The organism is Legionella drozanskii LLAP-1 (assembly GCF_001467585.1).
In the GTDB taxonomy this organism is placed as follows: Bacteria; Pseudomonadota; Gammaproteobacteria; order Legionellales; family Legionellaceae; genus Tatlockia; species Tatlockia drozanskii.
Genome location: NZ_LNXY01000028.1, coordinates 82007 through 105630, shown reverse-complemented (window position 1 = coordinate 105630; position 23624 = coordinate 82007). Strand labels below are relative to the sequence as shown.

Sequence of the window (23624 nt, the reverse complement as noted above, 5' to 3'; positions counted from 1 at the left end):
TTCTCATTTTTCTAGGAATTTCTACTCTGCCAGGTGACTTTAAAAAACATTGCTCATTCACTTGAAATATAAATTGATTATCGCTAGATTGATGGCCACTTCTTTATCTTATACTTCTACTTATGTTTCAGCACAGCAAGATCTCTGTAATAGCTCCAATGTATAACGAAGAAATGGTTATAGAAACCTATCTTCAAGAAACAATTGAGGTATTGGAAACGCACTATAAAAATTATGAGTTAATTCTTATCGATGATGGCTCAACGGATCATACTTTGATGCGTTGCACCCCCGCTATTAAAATGAATAAAAATATTCGCTTAATTTCATTTTCTCGTAATTACGGACATGAAATTGCATCCACAGCTGGCCTTGATCATGCAACAGGTGATTTCGTCATTTTGATGGATACGGATTTACAGCATCCTCCACACCTCATTCCTGACTTAGTTAAAAAAGCAAAAGAAGGCTATGACGTCGTTTGCGCATCACGCACTAATCGTGATCATGAAACCCGATTTAAACGAGTTTCGGCAAGAGTTTTCTATCGTTTTACGCGAAAAATGACTGGGTTTGATATGCAAGGTGATACGGGAAATTTTCGTCTTCTTAGTCGTAAAGTAGTTGAATCTCTTAAAAAAATGAAAGAGAGTAATCGCCATCTTGTTATGATGTTTGCCTACGTTGGATTTAAGACTGCGATACTACCCTATCACTGCCCTCCAAGAGCAGGAGGAAAATCAAAGTATAATTTAAAGCAACTTATTCATTTATCTTTAGATTCAATTATCTCATTCTCAGCTCGACCACTGCGCACAATGTCCTTCCTGTCCATTTTCATTAGTGCGATTATGATGCTTTACGCTGGATTCATTTTAATTGAAAAATTATTTACTCATCAGCAACTCGCAGATGGTATTGCGTCAATTATTTTTTTAACCTCGGGGTTGTTTTCAGTTTTGTTTTTATTTTTGGCAATAATTTCTGAATACATTAGTCGAATTCTTGTAGAAACCAAAAATCGACCTTTATATTACATTAAACAAGAAATAACTCATGAAACCTTCGAAAACCTTTCTTAAATTCACTAAGGCTCGATTTTTACAGGCAATTTATGATTAGAGAGTTGATACTTTGTGCCGATGATTACGCGCAAAATGAAACCATCAGTGAAGGCATTCTATTATTAGCACAAAAGAAACGCATAAATGCCATTAGTTGCTTAGTTAATTTACCGGACTGGAAAAACACTCATCATGAGTTAAAACAGGTGAACAAGGATACTTATCTTGGATTGCATTTAAATTTGAGTTTAGGTCAAGCGCTCAGCACAAAATGGCGAAAAAAATACTCTCCCCATTTTAATAGTCATTCATTAACCATTAAACAAAGTTATTTGGGCTTTCTCAATAAAGAATGCGTTGAAGCTGAAATTTGTGCTCAACTTGATGCTTTTAGCAATTCCACCGGTAGGCTTCCTGATTTTATTGATGGTCATCAACACATTCATCAATTACCGATTATTCGCGATGCATTAATCAGCATTTATAAGCAAAAAAAATTAACTGCCTTTTGTCGCAACACTAGTAGTCATTGGCGAGATTTTTTACTCTGCGCTAACTTTCCTAAAGCTCAGGCGATTTCTCTCCTAGGTGGTTTTTCTTTCAAAAAACTATTAAGACAACAACTCATCTCAGCGAATTCAAGTTTTGCTGGGATTTATAATTTTGCTAGAGCTAAAAATTATCGTTATTACTTTAAAAAATTTTTATACCAGAGTGATAATGGCGGACTAATTATGTGCCATCCTGGTCTGCACTCAAATGATCACCGAGATGCGCTGCATCCTTATCGCCATTACGAGTTGAATTACTTAATGAGTAGTGAATTTTTAAGTGATCTAGATGATGCGCAATGTCGATTACAACTTAAGCCATCATTCTCAAGTTAAATCCTATGCATAAATCGTTTTAAGAGAGCGCCAGGTTTAAGCATTAAAAAGAGGTTTTATTATTCATGACAGATGTAAAAAACGGACCTAATTTTAGTAAAAACTTCTACTATCAAGTGGCTTTTGTCTTATTGTTTATTCTTATTGTTCGACTTTTTGCAATGTATTTTGTGCCATTAATTGATACGACTGAAGCACGATACAGTGAAATCGCTCGAGAGATGTTAAGTTCACATAATTGGATTACCCTCACCCACAATAATGGAATCCCTTTTATGGCAAAACCTCCATTATCAACCTGGCTTTCTGTTTTTTTCATGCAGTTATTCGGCCTTAATGAATTAGTCTTACGATTACCGAGCTTACTATTATCTGTTGCTATTCTATGGCTAGTCTGGGCTCAAGCAAGAAAACAAAGTGGTTCCGTCGTGGCTATTATCAGCGTCGTGTTTTTAGCGGGTAATTTATATTTTTATTTAAATGCCGGTACTATAATGACTGATGCATCGCTTCTATTCTGCACCACGCTTGCGCTGATTGCTTTTTGGCGGAGCATGATTGATCAATCAAAACTCTGGTCTTATCTCTTTTTTATTGCGTTAGGTTTGAATTTATTAGCAAAAGGATTGATTGGCATAGTTCTCACAGGATTGCCCATCTTTTTTTGGACCTTAATACGCTGTCAATGGCGAGCTCTTTGGCATAATTTGCCCTGGATTAAAGGCAGTTTGATTAGCTTATCGATTGCATTACCCTGGTATATTTTAGCGGAAATTCGCACCCCTGGCTTGATCAATTACTTCATTATTGGAGAACATTTTAGTCGGTTTTATGTACCCTCTTGGACTGGTAATAAATATGGCTATTCTCATGCAAAACCTTATGGCTTAATTTGGGGTTATGGTTTAGTTGGTCTTTTTCCTTGGTCACTTGTTGCAGGCTTTTGGCTACTTCGCCATGGCAAAAAACTACCCTCTTTTTTACGCCAAAATGATCAAGGGTGGTTACTCTATCTTCTTCTTTGGGCTTATATTCCCTTCCTTTTTTTCACTTTTTCAAGGAATATTATCTATACTTATGTTTTTCCTAGCTTGCCCGCTTTTGCTTTATTATTTGCCGAATTATGGAAACGCTCTGGGATTACTGAACTATGGGCAATAAAAATTAGCTATCTAACCACTTTAGTTGCAATTTCTTTTTTTGTAGTAACAACTATTTTTATGCTGAATCCGGGTAAGGTAGCTAAATCGCAGAAAATAATAGTGTCTGAGTGGAAAAAACAACCGCTTTCAACAAGTTCAAAACTTTTCTATTGGGCTACACGGCTTGAGTACTCCGCTCAATTTTACTCAGAAGGCAGAGTGTTAACTACTCGAAATCTTTACTATTTGGCCTACTTATTTGCAGTCAATCCCGATAGCTACTTAGTCATTAGTTCATCTGAATTACCACAACTTCCGCCTAGTTTCCTGGCCAAATTTACTCAAATCGCTCAAATCGAGTTATTAGAGGGAACTTCTCTCCTTTTTCACAATAAGGATAAAATAGATCTAGCTAACTTGGTTCAATGGCGATAATCGTAATAGCTCTGAGAGAGCTATTACGAAAAACTCTATTACTGTCGGTACAAACGCGAATTTCTAGGAGGGGCAATTAAATTAGTGGACCGAATTGGATTAATATCCAACCCTCCTCGCCGCGTATATCGCGCATATACGGTTAATTCTTCAGGCTGACAACGGGCCATGATATCCATAAATATTCGTTCGACACATTGCTCATGGAATTCATTATGGTTACGAAACGAAACTAGATATTGCAGAAGAGTATTAGGTTCAATCTGTGGACCTGAGTAGTTGATTGAGACAGAGCCCCAATCAGGCTGCCCCGTCACCGGGCAGTTGGATTTAAGTAAATGACTATAAGCCGAATAATTATTGACATAGACCTGGCTAGTTTGCAGTAGCTCGGCATTCACTTTATATTCTGAACAAACAATATCCAGCTCATCCAAATAAAATCCATCAAATTGACCAATCGGTGAATTAGTGAATTCTTGAGGCGAATACATAATCACTTCAACAGGAAGGCCTGCGGCTTTAGAAAGATCACGCTGGATTAGATCGCGAACTAATTCCGGGGAAGAAAAGCGAGTATTGTTAAATGAATTCAAATACAACTTAAAGGATTTAGATTCGATAATATTCGGGGAATCACAGGGAATGATGATGTCAGCCACTGCAACCACCGGTTTGCATTTTTCATTCAGCCAAGATAATTCAAAGGCAGTCCATATATCATAGCCTTTAAAAGGCAAGGGGTGGCGGATAGCAATGGCATCTCGTTTAGGTTGCCTTGAAATGGGAAACAACAGCGTATCATCATAATTATCAATATAAATACTGCGCTGACCCAGCGGGGAACTAGTTAAATCGTCTACTGCCATCTTAAAATCTTTTTAAACTGTCAAATGGGACTAAATAATAGCAAAACAAGACGAATTATGCATCAATACTGATCATAATCATCCCTTTAGCTTGCTAACAAACAAATTGATGGACAGTTTCATTCACATCTGTCGCTGCATCTAATATCATATCCCCTATACCTTTTTGATTGTGGCAGCTAGATATGACTTTAACCTCCTTAAATGCAATTTCTCCTATTGATGGGCGCTACCTTAAAAAAACAAGTTCATTGAGCCCTTATTTTAGTGAATTCGCTCTCATTTATTACCGTCTCATGGTAGAAATTCGTTGGCTAGAATCGCTTGGAGCAAATAAAGAAATTCCCGAAGTAGGTGAGTTTGATAGTGACGACAAAGCATTCTTAGCCGACGTACTAGTTAATTTCGACGAAACTGAAGCGGAAAAAGTAAAAGACTACGAAAAAAAAACAAATCATGACGTCAAAGCGGTCGAGTACTATCTTCGAGATAAATTACAAGAACACGAGGGCTTAAGTCGATATATTGGATTTATCCATTTTGCTTGCACCTCCGAAGACATTAATAATGTTGCTTATGCCTTGATGATAAAAGAAGCGATAGCGCAAATCCTCCAACCTACACTAGCGGAAATTATTGGTAGCATTACCCTACTGGGTAAGCAACATGGTGACGTTGCTATGTTATCTAGAACGCATGGGCAACCCGCTACTCCCACGACAATGGGCAAAGAATTAGTGAATTTTGTTGCTCGCTTGAAACGTCCCCAACAGCAATTGGCGGAAGTATTAATTCCCGCGAAATTTAATGGTGCAGTGGGTAACTATAATGCGCACATGATTGCTTATCCTCAAGTGGATTGGCGTAAACATTGTGCTAATTTTGTTAATTCTCTTGGTCTATCTTTTAGTGCATACACCACCCAAATCGAACCCCATGATGGTATTGCAGAAGTAGCCCATATCATGATCCGCACTAATAATATCTTAATAGATTACACCAGAGATATTTGGACCTATATCTCATTCAATTATTTTAAGCAAAAAACGATAGCTGAAGAAGTCGGTTCATCCACGATGCCGCATAAAGTCAATCCTATTGATTTCGAAAACGCCGAGGGCAACTTAGGCTTGGCAAGTGCGCTTTTTGATCATTTTGCAAATAAACTTACACAATCCCGTTTGCAGCGCGATCTATCGGATTCCACTGTGTTACGTAATATCGGTGTGGCCTTTGCTTATACCTTGATTGCCTATCAATCAATCGCCAAAGGGAATGATAAGCTACAAATCAATAAACACATTTTAAAAGATGATTTGAATAACAATTGGGAAGTCCTCGCAGAAGCCATTCAAACCGTAATGCGTCGTTATGAAGTGCCTAATGCTTATGAACAATTAAAAACCTTAACTCGCGGCCAAGGAATTGATGCTAATAGTATGAAAAAATTCATTAAATCCCTTGAGATCCCAGAAGATGTTAAAGAGCAATTGATTGATCTCACACCGGAAAAATACACTGGACTAGCCGCACTACTAGTGAAAGCATTTTCATGAGCACAAACTTATCCCAACAAGGCAAAGCTTTAGAGTTTGATGTCCTCGTTTTGGGGACTGGGCTTGCCGGTCTCAATTATTGTTTGCAACTCCTAAAAATACAGCCCAATATAAAAATCGCTTTGATTTCTAAAGCAGAGATGAGTGAATGCAATAGTCGCTACGCACAAGGGGGTATTGCTGCTGCAGTTTTACCCGAAGATTCACTCGAATCGCACATTGCCGATACGCTGCAAGCTGGCGATGGTTTATGTTATGAACCCGCTGTTGAATTTATTATTCGCCAAGGACCGCAGGTAATTGAAGATCTGCTTTCCTATTCAATTCATTTTACAAAATTACCCGATGGTGAATATTCTCTCGCGCAAGAAGGAGGACACTCCCATCGACGGATTTTCAATAGTAGTGATCATACTGGCTTAACCATCACTGAAGCTTTGTTAAAAGCAGTCAGACAACAGCCACAAATCCACATTTTTGAGCATCATATTGCCGTTAATTTAATTACTCATTACCACCCCCACCGCACCGATAATCAAGGCGAAGTGATGGGCGCTTATATTTTAGATTGTCAGCGTAATCGAATAGATACCTTTGCAGCTCGCTGCGTCATTCTTGCTACGGGTGGAGCTGGAAAAACTTATCGTTATACGACCAATCCGATGATTGCTACGGGTGATGGCGTCGCAATGGCCTATCGAGCCGGCGCTCGGATAGGAAATATGGAGTTTTATCAATTTCACCCGACTGTTTTACACCATCACTCTTTAAATAACTTTTTAATATCGGAAGCAGTGCGGGGTGAAGGCGCTCTGCTTAAAAATGCGGAAACCGGCGAGCGCTTTATGAGACGCTATGCTCCGGAGCAATTAGAATTAGCCACGCGAGATGTAGTAGCGCGCTCAATTTTTAGCGAGATTGAGCAAAGTCAATCAGGATTTGTGTATCTCGATATTACTCATCAATCCAAATCCTTCCTAAAAAAACATTTTCCGCAAATTTACACCACCCTCCTTTCAATTGGGATTGATATGAGTCAGGACATGATTCCAGTTGTCCCTGCCGCACATTACCAATGTGGTGGAGTACTAACCGATGTCGATGGACGTACTGATTTGAAACGTTTGTATGCCATTGGTGAAGTTGCCTTTACCGGTTTACATGGAGCAAATCGCCTGGCATCTAACTCGCTACTGGAAGCCTTGGTTATGGCAAGCAATGCCGCTCGCTGTTCACTAAAAGATATCGCAAGCCCCTCCAAAATGTTTGAAATCATTCCCAATTGGAGCTCCCCGGGCGAAGTCAATACAAGACGAGCAAGCCAAATTAATGCTCATTGGCGTGGACTGCGAAGTGAAATGACTTCCTACGCGGGCATTGTACGCACTGAAGCCGGTTTGAGAGATCTACTACAATTAATCATGAAACGGAAAAAAATTATTGAAGAGTATTATTGGAAACACAGCATCACTCGCGATTTTATTGAGCTACGCAATATTGTATTGAATGCTGAACTCATCGTTCGCGCAGCATTATCACGAAGAGAATCGCGGGGTGGGCATTATCGTGAAGATTTTCCCTATAAAAATGCTCAAGCTCAAGAAAGCATTGCACGTCTTACTACGCCGCAAAACCCTTTCATTTAAATGAGGTTGCAACCCATGTTTAATAGCCAGGTTTCTACATATCAGCCCGAAAAAACACTCATGCATATTCGCAACGACATGAGTATTTGCCAAGCAGATTATCCTTTGGATTGGTATCAAAAAGATTTTATTCCCTATGCTGAAGAATACCAGGCTTTACCCGATCGAAAATTGACAACAGTTCTTGCTTGGATGACGCCTTATATGAAAAAAGCACAGGCGTATTTTGGTGATAACTTACTTTTGCTTGCTCATTATTACATGGGAGGCGATATTGTAAGACTTGTCGAACAATTTGGCGGGAAAATTGGAGACTCCTATCAATTAGCATTAATGGCTGCCAATCATCCCGAAAAATCCGTCATCATTGAATCAGCGGTTCATTTCATGGCCGAATCAATTAGCATCTTGGCTAACCCACAACAGCAAGTTTACATCACTAACCCTAAATCTGGCTGTACCATGGAAATGTTTGCCAAAGATTTTATGGTAGAACCTGCTTTTTTAGATCTTAATGAACGGTATGGTGCTGAAAATATTCTGCCGGTTTGTTATATGAACACCTCGGGGCGTGTGAAAGCCATGACAGGTGCTCAGGGTGGTGCGGTATGTACAAGCTCAAACGTGAAAAAGATTTTTGAATGGGCAAGAAAGCAAAATAAGAAAATTCTCTTCATTCCCGATCAACACATGGGAGAAAATGTCGCTTACTGGCTAGGTATTAATAATCTAGCTTATTGGCCAGGCGGTACTGCGGGAGCACAGTATTCATTGCTCGACCAATCTCAAGATACCTTATCTCGTTTTGACCAAGCTGAAGTAATATTATTTTCTAGCGAATGTGCAGTTCACACCTATTATCAACCGGAAATGTGTGAATATTGGCATTCGCAAGGTTATACCACTATCGTTCACCCAGAATGTCGCAATTCGGTTATTAAAGTGGCACAACAGGCAGGCTCAACTGCCTTTATTTGGGATTACGTAGTCAACGATAGAGCCAACACCAAACGCTATGCAATTGGCACTGAAAATCACATGGTTGAAAATCTGAGGCAGTACTGCAAAGGTTTGGGTATTAATGTGGTTAATCTTGCAGAAGCTCCGAAAAAGGACCATGAAAAAGGGATGGGTTGTGGTTGTGCTACGATGTCAAGAAACGACCCACCCCATTTAATCGGTTTAGTTGAGCTGTTAAGACAAGGGAAAACAATGGCCTACAATGAAGTAAAAGCGGGTGACCTGGTGAATGAATTCACAGGCTCTCGTCAGCGCTTGTCTGAAACAGAGCAACAGTGGGTCATCGACAATGCTAAAAAAGCCTTAGAAATGATGATTAATATCACAGAGGATCGTTTATAAAATCATAAGCCTATACCTATCGGGCGGAAGCCTCAACTTATTTACAAGACGATTTTTTTGCTAGAATGGAGCTATCATCATTTGACAGAAGAAATTTGTAATTATTTCTTCGTGAAATGACAAAATAAGTGTATAAATCTAGGTCGTTGCTTCATATTTTAACGTGAACAAGGAAAGAGCATGCTAAAACGCGATATCTCAAGGACAAATGTATTAGTCGCCGCTGCCGGCGGGATGATTGGCTCAGGTTGGCTCTTTAGTCCATTTATTAGCGCCCAGATGGCAGGTCCTAATGCTTTAATCAGTTGGATTATTGCTGCCTTATTCATGTTATTCATAGCCTTACCTCTTTGTGAGTTAGGTGCAATGTTTCCTATCTCAGGAGGGATGACTAATTACCCCAGTTTTACGCATGGTAATGATGTCGGATTTTTATTCGCCTGGACCTCATGGTTATCTTATGTCGTCATGACACCCATTGAGATTCAAGCCATTTTGCAATATTCCAGTCATTTTTTCCCTAGTTTAGTGATTCAGGATGCTGCTGCTTTCTCCCTTTCGGGTCTTGGCTATATAGTGGCGATGTTCATTATGCTTTTCGTTGTATTACTCAATTCCTACGGTATAAAAATGCTAGCTGAATGTAATAAAATAGCCAGCATCATTAAATTCTTAGTTCCAAGTATTGCAATTGTCGCTTTACTTTATACAGCACCATCAATGAGCAACATTCAGCTGAATTTAACGGATAAGAATTCTTGGGTTCAGATATTTACCGCGCTTTCAGCAGGGGGTATTGCTTTCGCCTTTACTGGGTTTCAAAATGGCTTGATGCTTGCTGGTGAAGTACAAAATCCCCAACGCAATATTCCCATAGCCATTTTAGGTGCCGTCCTTATTGGTTTTGTCTTATATTTTATGTTGCAATTGAGTTTTCTGGCGGCAATTCCTAAATCGTATTTGAGTCAAGGTTGGCAAAATTTAAGTTTTCCTGGCGAAAGCGGTCCTTTAGTTGGACTAACCTTATTAGTGGGCCTAGGTTTTGTAGCCATATTACTTATGTTTGATGCAGCATTCTCCCCCTTAGGAACAACGCTCGTCTATACTGCTGCAACCTCCCGCATTCTTTATGGCATGAGTTTAAATAATCATTTACCTAAATTATTTACCAAATTAAACCGTCATAAAATTCCTTATATTACCCTTTATGCTAACCTGTTGGTTGGTATGCTATCCTTCCTTCCCTTTCCGGGCTGGCAAAAGATGGTCGCTTTTCTTTCCTCCTGCAGTATTTTGTCTTACGGCATCGGACCCATCTGCTTATTAGCAATGCGCAAGCTGCAGCCTAATCGAGAAAGACCCTTTAGACTTTCAGCAAGTCTCTTACTCTGTCATGCAGCCTTCTATTTCTGTAATTTGATGTTGTATTGGTGTGGTTTTGATATTATATGGAAGCTGGACTTAGCATTATTACTAGGTTTTATTATTAATATGACTTACCAAAAACGCAGCATCACTCATTGCAGTCGCAGCTTATATTGGTTTGCCTTTTATATGGCAAGCATATTGCTGATCTCTTATTTAGGTTCTTTTGGCGGTATTCATCGTTTAGAGTTTCCAATCGATATTTTAATAATTTTACCGATTAGTATTATTGTCCTTCATTTCTCTCAGTGTGTTCTGGTTGATACTAAAGCACACGAAGAACTGACTTCGAATTTGCTTCTTACCGAAGCAGCTGAGGGTTAATTTGAGTCTCTTTTACCGCGAATCTACTATTTGACGAAAAGTTAAATTGATTCGCGGTTGATTGATTAGCTTTGATTTCGGCAAGGCATGTTTCCAATAATGCTGTGTCTCTCCAGACATTAACAAAACGGAACCATGATTAAGAGAAAGTTTTAAAACAGCTTTTTGCTTTTTATGACGCAAACAAAATTGTCTATTTATACCTAAACTAACTGAAGCGATAATCGGTTGATTTCCAAGTTCAGGCTCCTTGTCTGCATGCCAACCCATACTGTCTTGTCCATTTCGATATAAATTGGCTAATACTGAATTAAAGCGAATACCGAAATACTCTTGTAAATAAGAATTAATTTCCAGCAAAGGTTCAATCCATTTTTTAGGTTCATGCTTAACACCTGAATAGCTATAGATGGCATCTTCATCGCCATACCATGCCATTAATCGGGGTACTTTTACCTGTCTTCCCATGATAAAGATCGATTCTTCTTGCCAACAAATCGCATTAAAAAGCGCATGAAAATAGTCATCAGCTTTGTTTTTAGAAAAAAATTGGGGTAAGTAATCGAGTAATAGATTCTCGCTACAAATAATTTTTGAATTTTCTTTTTTTGTCATAAACGTAGCAACTGTTTACTGGCTGTTTTCTATATCCAGAGAATCCGGGGCTTTGACCACCTCTTCAGATTCTAGTTTTATTTAAAATAGGTCCCCTACTCAAGCCATGGATTCGCCTAATTTCCGAAGATACCCGCGTCTTGAGACAGGACCAGCATTAATCTCCTTTACAGCTAAGGCTTATAATAGGATGATTTCTTCTCTTCCACCATTTGGGACATCTACGACTCCGATATAAACCGTAAGAAAAAATAAGCCTGGTTGCCGTTTTAAACGGTACCAGGCTTAGAAACTAAGACTTACTACTTATGAAAGGGGTTTTTATCTTTAAAACCATGAGCTATAGACTCTTGAGCCATTTTGTTATCTAAAGCATTTGTTTTATGGTGTGGCATGTTAATTTTAGGTTCGGGCATCTTCTTTTCCGAGAAATTCATTTTTGGATCTATAAGAGGAGCTTTCGGATTCTGCAGCGGCATATTCATTTTATTTTCCGGCATTATCTTTTTTTCGGACATGGTTTTCTGAGCTACTGGAGCATTTATTTTTTTTGTGAATAAGTTCGTTTTAGGTTCTGCGCCGGCTTTCCTTTTTGCTGCTGTTTTTGCCATAGATGATTGACTAGTAGGTGCTGATTTTTTTTCTGGCTTAGCAGTTTTTGGTGCAGAAGCTGTTTTCTTTTGCATGGATAGCTTAGCCTTTGTCTCAAGTTTTTTTCCAGCTTGAGCTATGGGTTTAGCCATTTTTTTCTCAGCTACATTCCTCTTATCTGAGACTGGCTTTGCCTTAGCAGCTAAAGTTTTACTTTTAACCGATTTCATTTCACTTTTAGCTTTAGCTTGAGGTTTTGTGCTAGCAGACTTAGTAAGTTTAGAGGACGACTTTTTATTAGCTGCGGGTTTTCGAATAGCGCTTTTGACCTCAGGCATTTTTTCCTTGGCTGTTAGCCCAGTTTTTGCAGCTTTCATTGATTGCTCAGTCTTTTCTCTCATTTCTTGAGATACGGATAACAAGGCTTCTTCAAATATGTGAAAAGATTTTTGCATAAAAGAAAAAATATTTTGGCTATTTTCCATTGCAAGAGAAAAATGTCTACTCAATATCTCTGCAGGATTACGTAGATTTGAAAGATCTTCGGGTCTTAGATATCTTAAATTCTTTAATGTGGTCATCTGAAGTTCTAGCATCTCCTGAAATGGTTTTTGCATTTCATTTGACATGACTGCCCAACTCTTTAAATAATCCTGATTCATAATTATCTCCGTATTGTTGCGTTGCACTATATTTCAGCCTAGCCGATTAATTCAAATTTTGCGAGTTTTTGGAAATCAATTTTTTCTTTAACTGAGTTACTCACTCTGCCACACTAAATTGGCAGTTCATAATAGAACCATTACATACGAAACCACCCAGTGTATCAATCCAATTATAATCCTCACGTGCAGGAACCTTTACTCTAACCTGCCACCAAATCGAATAAAGACCTATAGAGTTTTTATAAGTACAAACCACACCCTGCCCCATACCTGCAATTAGAATATTAGCTCGAGCAAATTGAGTGTTTGCGTCGGCTTGTGGCCGATTAGGTGAGTAAGGATTGATTTTCCAAGGCTCAGGAACTTTCCCCACTTTCAAAGAGGAGGTTTGAGGATCAGGACAAGTTTTCACTTCGGCTTGGCAAGCAAAACTAACCACACCTAGTAGAATACTTATCCATAACATTTTATTCATTACCACCTCATCAAATTTCGAGTCTTAGGCAATTATATCTTACAGAATGGTACTATTTTTAACTAAATGAAAGTATTACACAAGCATAGCAAATAAATTTAACTTTCCCATTGTTTCGCAACCTATCTTTGCTATAATGGCCGCCTGTGTGCCGGGGTGGCGGAATTGGTAGACGCGCCGGATTCAAAATCCGGTGGTGGTGACACCGTGTGGGTTCGAGTCCCACCCTCGGTACCAAATCTAAGGGTTATTATTTACTTACGACCTTCCCCACATATAAACCCTTGCAGTCCTTGCTGCTCCATACTCCTTGTGTCATGCCATACTCAGTCAGCTTATAAAGATAATATTGAATATGCTCTTCCCATTGTTGGTTGTTCATTTTGCCTCTTGAACGAAAACTGCCATTGATGAGATATACCCCGTTTACTTTTTTAATAGCAAATTCTGCCTGATCTAAGATGATACCTTTGTCAGTAATGATGGGTTGGGTTAAAACTTGATTAACCACATGAATAAATGCTCCAGGAACATGCCGTTTACAATATTCTTTACTCACCCCAGCCTGATTAGGTATTGCGTCATAATAAGTTCCTTTCCACGTAACTGTAGAGTAATTAGCAGAATAACTAGCTGACAGATTAATCATAAAAAAAATTAGCGTAGAAAAACGAAGATTTTTCAACCTAAATGCTCCTTTGTTTTTTTTTACCAAAATTTATAGCATTGTTTTTTAGGATTGCATAATGCGCAACTATTTTTTTGCAAAAGGTGATTTTTTATTGCATTAAGGCAAATTAATGTGCTAGCTTGTACAAAATATGTCAGAGTCTTAAAAAATAATGAATCGCCATTTTTCTACCATTATGCAAACTAACCTCATTTCTACACCCAGAAATTTAGTTGCTTATGGCGTTTCTTTTTCTAATTTCAATCTAGTTACCCTTTTCGTACTTGTGATTATCATCTGCCTTTCTCCACCCTTGAAGAGATAGTTTGATGCGCGCCCCTTCAAGGGGTCTCTAGCGAATCAAAACATCATTTTTATTCAAGATTTGGAGAACAACATGCGCCAATTATTCTGTCGAAATGCGCGATTACCTCATTCAGGCATGTACCAATTGCAATCAAGAGGAATATCAATCAGTGCAAGATCATTTAAATTAACGGAGCAAGTTTCTGAACAGCCTCCTGAAAATACTCACGGGCAACTGGTAAAAGTAAACTCGAGCTCTGACACCAAATTAGAATCCGTTTTAGAAATTTTGCAAACCTCAATAATCCAGAAAAATAAAAATAGCTTATTTATCTGGACAACACCAACCACTCGCTTAAATAGTAATTACGAGGACTCAATCTACCCAGGTCATACTTTCTCATCGGTAACCGATGAACAGGGTAAAACGGTTTGTTTTATAAGCAAACGTCCTAATACAACAACTGTTCTGGGAGAACACCAACGAGTACCTGATACACGATTTAAAAATCAATCAGGGAAAACCAGGTTATTCACTCCTCGCTTTTCAACCATCCACGAAGAATTAGAGCAGTGGTACAAACGCTCAGTTGCTGTTCAAGAATACCCACTTTTTGTTCATATCATTCCTTTCCATGACAAATTAGGATTGGATGTAGAAACCTATAAATCAAATGTGAATTATTTACTGGGCTCACAAGAGCCGTATACTTTATTCAGCTTTTTGCATCCTAGTGGTAATCGCTATATTCGTGCCGCGAATTGCAACTCAGCAACAGAACAGTCTATTTTCGGTTTAAATTCTACTTCCGTTCAAGACTTATCCTGTCAGGATGCAGCAATGAAAATAGTGATGAGACTGATAAAATCAAAGTATAGTTATATAACAGCAGCTGAATATTTAGGGTTAACAAAAGAAATTGAGCCTTCAACTATTCCAGAGGATCTCTACTATGCTTCCTTTACTTGCTGAGGGTGCTATTACCTATCCCTATCTCGAAGTGTAGTAAAACTTTGTGATAGGGATAATCATAAACAAGAAACCTAGCTAGTCTAGTTCCTAGCTAACCTCTTTATTCAAAGCAAAATATCAATTTGTTCATTCTCCTACCCTGCCATATTCTACTGGTATTTTGACATAGAATAGTTTCACTTTTTCTTGAATAAGATAATTCAATAATTCTTTAGCTGCCTCTTCTGTAGCAATCATTGTAACTTCGACAGGTTGATCTAAAAGCTCGAAAAAATGAGCGCTATGAACTTTGCGATGTTCACCGAATCCCATTGATCCTATAAAAGCAGTGGCTCCGGCAATACCTCTTTCTCGAGCAGCCTCAATAAGCCATTCATGGAGCGGCTTCCTTCCCTGCCTTTCATTTTGCTCCATAAAAAACTCTAGTTGATATCCTTTCTGCATATAAGCTCCCTTTGCTTCTCGTTGAACAATCTCTACACTAATTCAATCTCAAGAAATAGACATCAATTTTCTTGCAAAATCTTAACCTCTTTTAAACCTTTTCTTTCATCAATCTGTGAATCCTCTGCCACTTTAGTATGATCACGAATCAGGATAAGAAAAGGAATGAAACCCAGCGCCAGTAGAAAAGCCAGTTGATATAAACCAATCCAACCTAGCCACATTTGTAACACTGCTGCACAGGGGCCGGAGAAAATTCGTGGTAATGCAGCAATGGCTACTAACAGAGAAAATTGGGTCGCTGTGTAAGGTTGTTTAGTAAGTCTCATAAAAAAAGCAACTAAGGCGGTAGACCCCATACCTGCAGCGAAATTATCGCAAATCACTGCCGTGGCAAAGAGAAAGAGATTTTTCCCCACAATCGCTAAAACAATAAACAAGACATTGGTGAAAGCCTGCAAGAGACCAAAAACGAATAAAGCGCGGTATAATGACCAACGAATTAATAAAATTCCAGCCACTAAACCACCCAATAATATCGAACTAATGCCCATCATTTTATTAACATAACCAATAGTATCGATGGAAAAACCCACACCTTGGATTAAAAAAGGCATCACAATTCCACTGGTCGTTGCAGTGAATGCTTCGCCCAGTTTGTAGAATAAAATAAAAAATAATAAGGGGATAATTCCGCGTCGAGCAAAAAGCTCTTTCATTGGGGCAATAAAAAACTCAACAAAACTTGCGGGCTGATTATCTGAAGGCCTTGAAGGTTCACTAGACCATAAAGTAGCTATAACGCCTATTAGCATTAAAAGCCCCATCAAACGATAGGTATAGGACCAACCGAGATGTTTAGCTAATACGAGTGCAAATCCACCGGCAATCAATAAAGCTAAGCGATATCCAAATGTGGCTAACGATGCTCCTAAACCGTGTTCTTTAGTTGGCAAATATTCAACGCGATGTGCGTCGATTGCTACATCTTGAGTCGCTGAAAAACAGGCACAGGCGAAGGCGAGTATGGCCATCAACTCTGGAGATTGAGTAGGTGAGAGCCATGCCATGGCATTAAAGCCGAGCAGTAATGCAAACTGCATAACTAAAATCCAGCTGCGACGTTTCCCTAATGGCAAAAGGGAATAACGGTCGAGTATTGGACCCCATGCAATACGGTATACATAAGGCATACCTACTAAACTTAGCATGCCCGTCGCTAATACTGACATACCAGCATCTGCGAACCAGGCTTGTAGGGTACTACTCGTAAGTGCTAAAGGAAGCCCCGAAGAAAAACCCAGCAAGAAAACGATGAGTAGGCGTTTATTCATGCGTCAGTGCTCAACTAGAAGGTAGTATTTACCCCAGCTTTGTTAATCACTGGGGTAGAAAAACATCGATTAGGCTTCAGTTTTCTTAACTGAAAGCAGACGAATTTTGAAAATTAATGTTTCATTAGGTCCAATAGGGCCGCCCACGCTGCGTGGACCATAGGCTAAATCAGATGGAATATAAACTTCCCAAGTAGAACCAGAAGGCATTAATTGTAAAGCTTCAGTCCAGCCCGGAATCACTTGTGAAACTTTAAAAGTTGCAGGTTTGCCAGTTTTTTCTGTGCTATCAAATACTTGACCATTGATTAATCGACCGGTGTATTCAACAGTAACCGTGTCTTCTTTAGCTGGCTTAGCGCCATCCCCTTTTTCAAGGATTTTGTATTGTAAACCACTGGGTAAACTTACTACACCATCTTTGGATTTATTATCTTTGAGAAAAGCTTCTCCCCTGGATTTATTTTCTTCAGATTTTTTGTTGAATTCAGCGCTTCGCTTCATCATTAATTCTTTCTGAAATTTATTTAATACCTCTTTCATTTGATCTTCAGTCAGCAATAGTTGACCGCCGCTCATTCCATCTTGTAAACCTTTTGCCATTGCAGCAGGACTAATATCAATTCCCTGCTTCTTGAAGTTCTTACCTAAATCCGCGCCGATGCTGTAAGACAGCTTATCCGTATCAGTAGATAATGATGTCGCTGATGGTGCAGATGTTGCTGTATCAGCAGTTGCAGCTATTGTCGTTGACATGGCCAAACTCATGGCAGCAGCAGCGACCAATCTCATCTTCATAAACAATTCCCCTTTTTGTCTTTCGTCAGAATAGAACTTTGCAAAAATGCATCACCATTCTGCCTAAATTTAAATAAAATTACTAGTAAAGCAGTTTAAGAAACGCTGTAAATTCATAATATTTAGAGTTAACTTATTACTCACTAGATGATTTGTATTGTTTATGGGGTGTTTTCCTTCTAAAATTAGCATATTTGGTCCTGGGTTTTCATTATGAGCATCAGTCTATTCGACTTGTTTTCTGTAGGTATCGGTCCATCAAGTTCACATACTGTAGGTCCTATGCTTGCAGCTAATGCATTTTTAGGTCTACTCGAGAACGCTGAATATTTTGATAAAACAGAAAGAGTCAAAATCGAACTGTACGGTTCTTTAGCTTTAACTGGCAAGGGACATGGCACCGACAAAGCAATTTTGAATGGTTTGGAGGGCAAAGCACCTGAAACGGTTGTGCCAGATAGCATGGTACCTCGCATGCATGAAATTATTGCTTCGAATACACTTCTTCTTGCCGGGAATAAGATTATTCCGTTTCATGAACCCAGTGATTTTTTATTTTTTCAAAAAGAATTATTACCAAAACACACTAATGGTATGCGCTTTACAGCTTACGATAGCTCCGGAGCAAGTCTAATAAGTCAAATTTATTATTCGATTGGTGGGGGGTTTATCACTACTGAAGAAGAGTTTGAAAAGACTTCCTCGACCATTAGCCCCCCACCCTATCCTTTTACTACAGCGCGTGGATTATTAAAACTTTGCCAAGATAATCAGTTAACTATTGCCGAATTAATGATGACCAATGAGTTAACCTGGCGAGATAAGGCCATGATTCATAGAGGCATCCTAGCAATTGCCAAAGTAATGAATGAATGCATTGAAAATGGATGCAAACACCCCGGCATACTCCCTGGGGGATTGAATTTAAAACGTCGAGCTCCCGATTTATACAAAAAACTAATCGAGCATAAAGGTGTACCGAGTATTTTTGAGCAATCCGATATTATGAATCGACTCAATTTATACGCTATGGCAGTCAATGAAGAAAATGCAGCTGGAGGACGAATCGTTACCGCACCAACTAATGGTGCAGCGGGTATTATTCCATCTGTGCTCAAATATTGCCAAGAAGCCCATGATCGCCTCAGCGATGAAGATATTTATACTTATTTTCTAACTGCTGCAGCTATTGGTATCCTCTATAAAGAAGGAGCGTCTATTTCTGGTGCCGAAGTAGGTTGTCAAGGGGAAGTCGGCGTTGCTTCTTCAATGGCCGCTGCAGGGTTGACAGCCGTATTAGGCGGCACTATTGCTCAAATTGAGAATGCTGCCGAAATTGCTATGGAACATCACCTCGGCATGACCTGTGATCCGGTTTTAGGTCTAGTGCAAATCCCCTGCATCGAACGCAATGCCATGGGTTCAGTGAAGGCCGTTAATGCTTCGCGTATGGCGCTTATCGGCGATGGTCAACATCAAATTTCATTGGATAAAGTGATTAAAACCATGAAAAAAACAGGTGAAGACATGCAGAGTATCTACAAAGAAACTTCATTGGGCGGTTTGGCAGTCAATCAGCCTGAGTGCTAACAATCGTACGAATTGGGAGAATACAGGCTGGGCTAAGGCCCAGCTTATATCAAATCCTACTGAGCTTCGCGGGAACTCTTCTCAATAAACTATGCAACAATAATAAACTCGCAACGATAATCCACATCGCGGTAAGAATTTCTGCAAACGCTTGTAAGGGACTCGAGGTAAGATAACCCATAATCACGACTGCGAATGTAGCAGTGGACATATTGATAAAGCTCATCATGGATGAACTACTTGCTTTATCACTCAAGGCATTCGAGGCAATAAATGATCCACCTGAGAACAACAAGCCGTTAAACACATAGAGTGCAAAAGTACTCAGAAAAAACCAAGCGGCTGACATCGAGTGCATATAGCTCATCGCCATGATACTTATAATCCCTAAAGCACAACCAGCTAAACCTATTTTTATGACTTGAACCGCTGGGATTTGATTAAGTAATTTCTTAGCCCATAACCCTCCTAGCAACATGCCGACTATATTGATCAGATTCCAATAGCCATAGCTAGCAGCTGATAAATGCAGTACCTCGTTAGCAATCTGTGGCCCAGCAGCAGAGAAACAATAGCCAATTGCTGAACCGAGACCCACAACTAAAGCAAATAAAACTAAAGTTCTAGAGGAGAGTGCTTGCTTGTAATTATGAAAAATGGTGACGAGATCGATCACTTGGGATTTTTGCAAAGTTTCACTAAAAACCCAAGTCCCCAAAAACATTATCAATCCATGAGCTAATAAAAATAGAAAACAATAAGTCCAATTCCAATATTCCGTAAGTATGCCACCCAAAGTAACCGCTAGACCAATTCCAAAGGTAAAAGACAAAATGGTATAAGCCATTGCAGTTTTGCGTTGCTCCTCAGCTAACCACTCATTAATTAGCATAAACGTACAAGCCAAACCACCCGCAGCACCTAGAGCCGAGATCATACGACCCATTAAGAGTAGCCAGTAACTATAAAAAGATAAGCTTGTTATACATAGTAAAATGCCTATCAAATTAATGACTAAACCAATGCGTAAGGCATAGACTCTACCCCAACGATTAGCCAATGGACCATAGATTAATTGCCCGATCACATAGCCTATCAAAAAAGCGGAAACGACCCATTCAACCTGGCCATTTTCTAAACCAAATTGCAATTGAATGAATGGAAGAGCAGGGGTTACAATTGTCGCTGAAAAAGAAGCGATAGAGATATAACTAAGTAACCATGCCACTCGAAGATTTGAAACCATGACAGTCTCCTCACTGAAAAAGATGGTTTCAGTATAATTATTAACAAATATTTAATAAATATAGGTAATTGTTAACGTATGTTAACTAAAAGTTAATAAACTCTTCTAAGGTAGGATTTCTTCGTCTTCTAATTTGCCCACGACTACCTTCTGGGTATGATCTTCTGCTAGCAACATGTACATAGCTGGCACCACAAACAAAGTAAACAGTGTACCGATCGAAATCCCGGTCGCAATCACAAGACCAATGTTGTAGCGACTTTCAGCACCAGCACCGCTGGCGATAATGAGAGGGATGACCCCTAAAACCATCGCTGCCGTGGTCATTAAAATTGGGCGCAAGCGAATAACAGCAGCCATTAGAATGGCCTCTCGTTTCTTTTTACCACCGGCCTGTAGTTCGTTGGCAAATTCCACGATCAAAATACCGTGTTTACTAATCAAACCAATTAAGGTTACTAAGCCCACCTCGCTATAAATATTCAATGTCGCCTGGCCGACGCCCAGACTAATAAAAATCATCGCTCCACAGATTGACATAGGCACACTAATTAACACGATGAGTGGATCCCGGAAACTTTCAAATAAAGCCGCTAGTGATAAAAAGATAATGAGTAAAGCAAAGAAGAAAGTAACAACTAAACTTGAACCTTCTTGAATAAATTGACGAGACTGTGCAGCGTAATCAATATTGTATCCCTGCGGCAATATCTCTTTCGCAATCTTCGCAAAAGTTGATAATGCCTGCCCTATCGACACACCGGGAAAAGCCACTGCCGAAATAGTTGCAGAATTAAGCTGCTGAAAATGAGTTAAGGATTCGGGAACAATTTCCCTTTTTAGACTTGCAACGGTTGAAAGCGGTATGGATGTCCCTTGGCTCGTTTTTAGATAATAATTAAGTAACTGATCCGGATTCAATCGTGTTATTCGTTTAACCTGTGGAATAACTTGATAAGAACGTCCCGCATAATCAAAGTAATTAATGTAACCTTCACTAAGACCTGAATCAAAAATATTACCAATATCCTGCATTGTTAATCCAAATTCCGACACTTTATCTCGATTAATCACAACCTTAGTTTGGAGTTGATCAATTTTAAGATCGGGATCTATATAAGCATAAATACCAGCTTTTTGAGCTTTGGCTAGGAAATTTTGCAACACTACATTTAACTTTTCAAAAGGCTCTGTTGTCGTGATAACGAATTGAATGGGTAAACCACTACCTCCCCCAGGCAAAGAAGGTAATTGGAATGCCGCTATTTTTGCCCCTGCAATTTTATCGAGTTGCTCCTGAGCTAGAGGTTGAATGTCATTTGTTGTGCGACTCCGCTGATTCCAGGGCTTTAAAACCATTCCAACAATGGCTTGGTTAAGTGCATTATTATTACCATTAACTTCGAAAATATGATCCGTTTCAGGATAATTTCTAAATATTTTATTCACTTGTTTTGAATAAAGCTGAGTTTGTGCCAAGGAAGCATTTGCAGGTCCTGTGACTTGCGCGATGATGATTCCCTGATCTTCCTGCGGAGCAAGTTCTGAGTCAGACGTGACAAATAGAAAATAATTACTTAGCAAAATAATGACAGCAAAAACAACAATAACCGCAAGATAATTCAATGCATTAGATAACAATTTTTTATAACCATCTTCCAATTTTTTTAGCAAATGATCGACTTTAGCCATAAAGCGACTTTTTGCTGCTTCATTTTCTGACTTAAGAAATTTGGAGCACATCATTGGAGAAAGGGTCAGCGCGACGACGGCTGAAACAGTGACAGAACCTGCCAGTGTAAAAGCAAATTCAGTAAATAAAGCTCCGGTTAATCCTCCCATAAAACCAATAGGTGCATAAACCGCAACTAACACTACGGTGATCGCTACAATGGGACTAGCTAACTCTCTGGCACCGAGAATTGCGGCTTTAAATTTAGTTTGCCCTTCCTCAATATGGCGCTGCACGTTCTCAACCACAATAATCGCATCGTCAACAACTAGTCCAATTGCTAACACCAAAGCTAATAAAGTTAATAAATTGATCGAATAACCAAGTACCAACATCACAAAAAATGTCCCAATAATCGATAAAGGGATCGCTATGAGTGGAATAATAACCGAGCGTAAAGAACCTAGAAAAAGAAAAATAACGACGGTCACAATTAAAAAAGCTTCCATTAAGGAAATAATCACTTCATCAATAGAGGATTGGACGAAAAGACTGGCGTCATAGGTTATATTAGAGTTCAAACCTTTGGGTAATTGCTCGTGAATGGAGGGATATATTTTTTTGATCTCATTAATCACCGTTAAGAGGTTTGCTGAAGGAGCAACAGTAATACCAACATACACTGCGGTACGACCATCAAAACTTACTGTCGAATTATAGTTTTGCGCCCCTAGCGATACATCAGCAACATCTTCTAAACGAATGATTGCACCATTTTGGGCCCTCAGTACCATTTTTTTAAATTGCTCTACATTCGTGAGGTTAGTGCTGGTGGTCAAATTTTGAATGAACATTTGGCCATCAGTACGACCAGCCGCCGAAATAAAATCATTGTTAGAAAGAGCAGTCCCCACCTCGCCAGCCGAAATTCCATATCCTGCCAATTTTACCGGATCTAGCCACGCCCGTAAGGCAAAAGTTTGGTTGCCCAGAATTTGGGCATTCTGAACACCGTTTATCGATTGTAATTTAGGTTGAACGACCCGTATTATGTAGTCAGTAATTTTATTAATAGGCAAGTCTTCACTATAAAATCCAATGTACATGGATTGAATTGTCTGCCCTACAGAAACAGTAATGATCGGTTGTTGAGAGTTTTTTGGTAATTGGTTAAGAACCGCATTGACCTTGGTAGTAATGTCCGATAAAGCTTTCAGCGGATCATAGTTTAAGAGAAGATTGACTGTGATGGTACTTGCACCTGGCGTGCTCGTTGAAGTCATATAGTCGATACCGCTCGCTTGAGCAACTGAATTTTCTATTGGAGTAGTTATAAAACCAGCAATAACTGCTGGGTCAGCACCGGTATAAACGGTTGTGATTGTAACAATTGCTTTTTGAGTAAAAGGATATTGCATAATTGGTAATAAATTTATCGAACGCAAGCCCAATACTAAAATCAACAGGCTGATTACAGTTGCAAGTACTGGTCGTTTGATAAAAATATCCGTAAACTGCATCTGACAGCGGTCCTT

General features: G+C 39.2%; 19 protein-coding genes and 1 tRNA gene. 10 read left to right on the top strand and 10 right to left on the bottom strand.

Going from position 1 to position 23624, the window contains the following annotated elements:
- Positions 1–122 precede the first annotated feature (122 nt).
- From Ldro_RS13050 to Ldro_RS13040, 3 genes are all read left to right on the top strand, one after another.
- Entirely contained in the window at positions 123–1082 is a 960-nt protein-coding gene (locus Ldro_RS13050) for a glycosyltransferase family 2 protein (protein WP_065235940.1), read from the top strand.
- Positions 1083–1114: 32 nt separating this feature from the next.
- Entirely contained in the window at positions 1115–1951 is an 837-nt protein-coding gene (locus Ldro_RS13045; protein ID WP_058496864.1) for a ChbG/HpnK family deacetylase, read from the top strand.
- A 65-nt stretch (positions 1952–2016) separates the two neighbouring features.
- Complete coding sequence (locus tag Ldro_RS13040; protein WP_058496863.1) at positions 2017–3528, top strand: ArnT family glycosyltransferase; 1512 nt, start codon at positions 2017–2019, stop codon at positions 3526–3528.
- A gap of 38 nt (positions 3529–3566) precedes the next feature.
- On the opposite strand, the gene queF is transcribed toward Ldro_RS13040, so the two are convergent.
- Positions 3567–4397 carry an NADPH-dependent 7-cyano-7-deazaguanine reductase QueF gene (queF, locus tag Ldro_RS13035; protein ID WP_058496862.1) on the bottom strand — a complete coding sequence of 277 codons (831 nt, stop codon included), beginning with the start codon at positions 4395–4397 and terminating at the stop codon, positions 3567–3569.
- Positions 4398–4582: 185 nt separating this feature from the next.
- Between queF and purB the strand changes: the two genes are divergently transcribed.
- The 4 genes from purB (at position 4583) to Ldro_RS13015 (ending at position 10710) form a co-directional block, all read left to right on the top strand.
- Positions 4583–5953 (top strand): adenylosuccinate lyase, encoded by a 1371-nt coding sequence (gene purB / locus Ldro_RS13030; RefSeq protein WP_058496861.1) that lies wholly within the window; start codon positions 4583–4585, stop codon positions 5951–5953.
- Complete coding sequence (nadB, locus tag Ldro_RS13025) at positions 5950–7599, top strand: L-aspartate oxidase (RefSeq protein WP_058496860.1); 1650 nt, start codon at positions 5950–5952, stop codon at positions 7597–7599. The genes purB and nadB overlap by 4 nt, the downstream gene beginning before the upstream one ends.
- A gap of 15 nt (positions 7600–7614) precedes the next feature.
- Positions 7615–8961 carry a quinolinate synthase NadA gene (gene nadA / locus Ldro_RS13020; RefSeq protein WP_058496859.1) on the top strand — a complete coding sequence of 449 codons (1347 nt, stop codon included), beginning with the start codon at positions 7615–7617 and terminating at the stop codon, positions 8959–8961.
- A gap of 180 nt (positions 8962–9141) precedes the next feature.
- Positions 9142–10710, top strand: a complete 1569-nt coding sequence (locus tag Ldro_RS13015) for an APC family permease (RefSeq protein WP_058496858.1) — start codon at positions 9142–9144, stop codon at positions 10708–10710.
- Between the two features lie 12 nt (positions 10711–10722).
- Here the strand turns inward: Ldro_RS13015 and Ldro_RS13010 are convergent, their stop codons facing one another.
- The 3 genes from Ldro_RS13010 to Ldro_RS13000 all read right to left on the bottom strand — a co-directional run bounded on the left by Ldro_RS13010 (position 10723) and on the right by Ldro_RS13000 (position 13047).
- Positions 10723–11325, bottom strand: a complete 603-nt coding sequence (locus tag Ldro_RS13010; protein ID WP_058496857.1) for an alpha-ketoglutarate-dependent dioxygenase AlkB family protein — start codon at positions 11323–11325, stop codon at positions 10723–10725.
- Between the two features lie 302 nt (positions 11326–11627).
- The gene (locus Ldro_RS13005) at positions 11628–12578 is read right to left on the bottom strand and encodes a hypothetical protein (RefSeq protein ID WP_058496856.1); all 951 of its coding nucleotides are present in this window, start codon (positions 12576–12578) and stop codon (positions 11628–11630) included.
- Between the two features lie 100 nt (positions 12579–12678).
- Complete coding sequence (locus tag Ldro_RS13000) at positions 12679–13047, bottom strand: DUF3757 domain-containing protein (protein ID WP_238584020.1); 369 nt, start codon at positions 13045–13047, stop codon at positions 12679–12681.
- A 159-nt stretch (positions 13048–13206) separates the two neighbouring features.
- Between Ldro_RS13000 and Ldro_RS12995 the strand changes: the two genes are divergently transcribed.
- Positions 13207–13293, top strand: a tRNA-Leu gene (locus Ldro_RS12995).
- A 13-nt stretch (positions 13294–13306) separates the two neighbouring features.
- On the opposite strand, the gene Ldro_RS12990 is transcribed toward Ldro_RS12995, so the two are convergent.
- Complete coding sequence (locus Ldro_RS12990) at positions 13307–13741, bottom strand: hypothetical protein (RefSeq protein ID WP_058496854.1); 435 nt, start codon at positions 13739–13741, stop codon at positions 13307–13309.
- Between the two features lie 382 nt (positions 13742–14123).
- Between Ldro_RS12990 and Ldro_RS12985 the strand changes: the two genes are divergently transcribed.
- Positions 14124–15005 carry a hypothetical protein gene (locus Ldro_RS12985; RefSeq protein WP_058496853.1) on the top strand — a complete coding sequence of 294 codons (882 nt, stop codon included), beginning with the start codon at positions 14124–14126 and terminating at the stop codon, positions 15003–15005.
- A 126-nt stretch (positions 15006–15131) separates the two neighbouring features.
- Here Ldro_RS12985 and Ldro_RS12980 read toward each other — a convergent pair whose 3' ends face one another.
- The 3 genes from Ldro_RS12980 to Ldro_RS12970 form a co-directional block, all read right to left on the bottom strand.
- A complete protein-coding gene (locus tag Ldro_RS12980; protein ID WP_058496852.1) occupies positions 15132–15449 on the bottom strand; it encodes a DUF190 domain-containing protein in 318 nt (105 codons plus the stop codon).
- 62 nt (positions 15450–15511) lie between these two features.
- Positions 15512–16783, bottom strand: a complete 1272-nt coding sequence (locus Ldro_RS12975) for an AmpG family muropeptide MFS transporter (protein ID WP_058496851.1) — start codon at positions 16781–16783, stop codon at positions 15512–15514.
- 69 nt (positions 16784–16852) lie between these two features.
- The gene (locus Ldro_RS12970; RefSeq protein ID WP_058496850.1) at positions 16853–17581 is read right to left on the bottom strand and encodes a BamJ family beta-barrel-assembly machinery protein; all 729 of its coding nucleotides are present in this window, start codon (positions 17579–17581) and stop codon (positions 16853–16855) included.
- 213 nt (positions 17582–17794) lie between these two features.
- Here Ldro_RS12970 and Ldro_RS12965 point away from each other — a divergent pair, with 213 nt between their 5' ends.
- Positions 17795–19171 (top strand): L-serine ammonia-lyase, encoded by a 1377-nt coding sequence (locus Ldro_RS12965; protein WP_058496849.1) that lies wholly within the window; start codon positions 17795–17797, stop codon positions 19169–19171.
- 49 nt (positions 19172–19220) lie between these two features.
- Here the strand turns inward: Ldro_RS12965 and Ldro_RS12960 are convergent, their stop codons facing one another.
- Positions 19221–20417 carry an MFS transporter gene (locus tag Ldro_RS12960; protein ID WP_058496848.1) on the bottom strand — a complete coding sequence of 399 codons (1197 nt, stop codon included), beginning with the start codon at positions 20415–20417 and terminating at the stop codon, positions 19221–19223.
- Between the two features lie 105 nt (positions 20418–20522).
- Positions 20523–23609, bottom strand: a complete 3087-nt coding sequence (locus Ldro_RS12955; protein WP_058496847.1) for an efflux RND transporter permease subunit — start codon at positions 23607–23609, stop codon at positions 20523–20525.
- Positions 23610–23624: the final 15 nt, after the last annotated feature.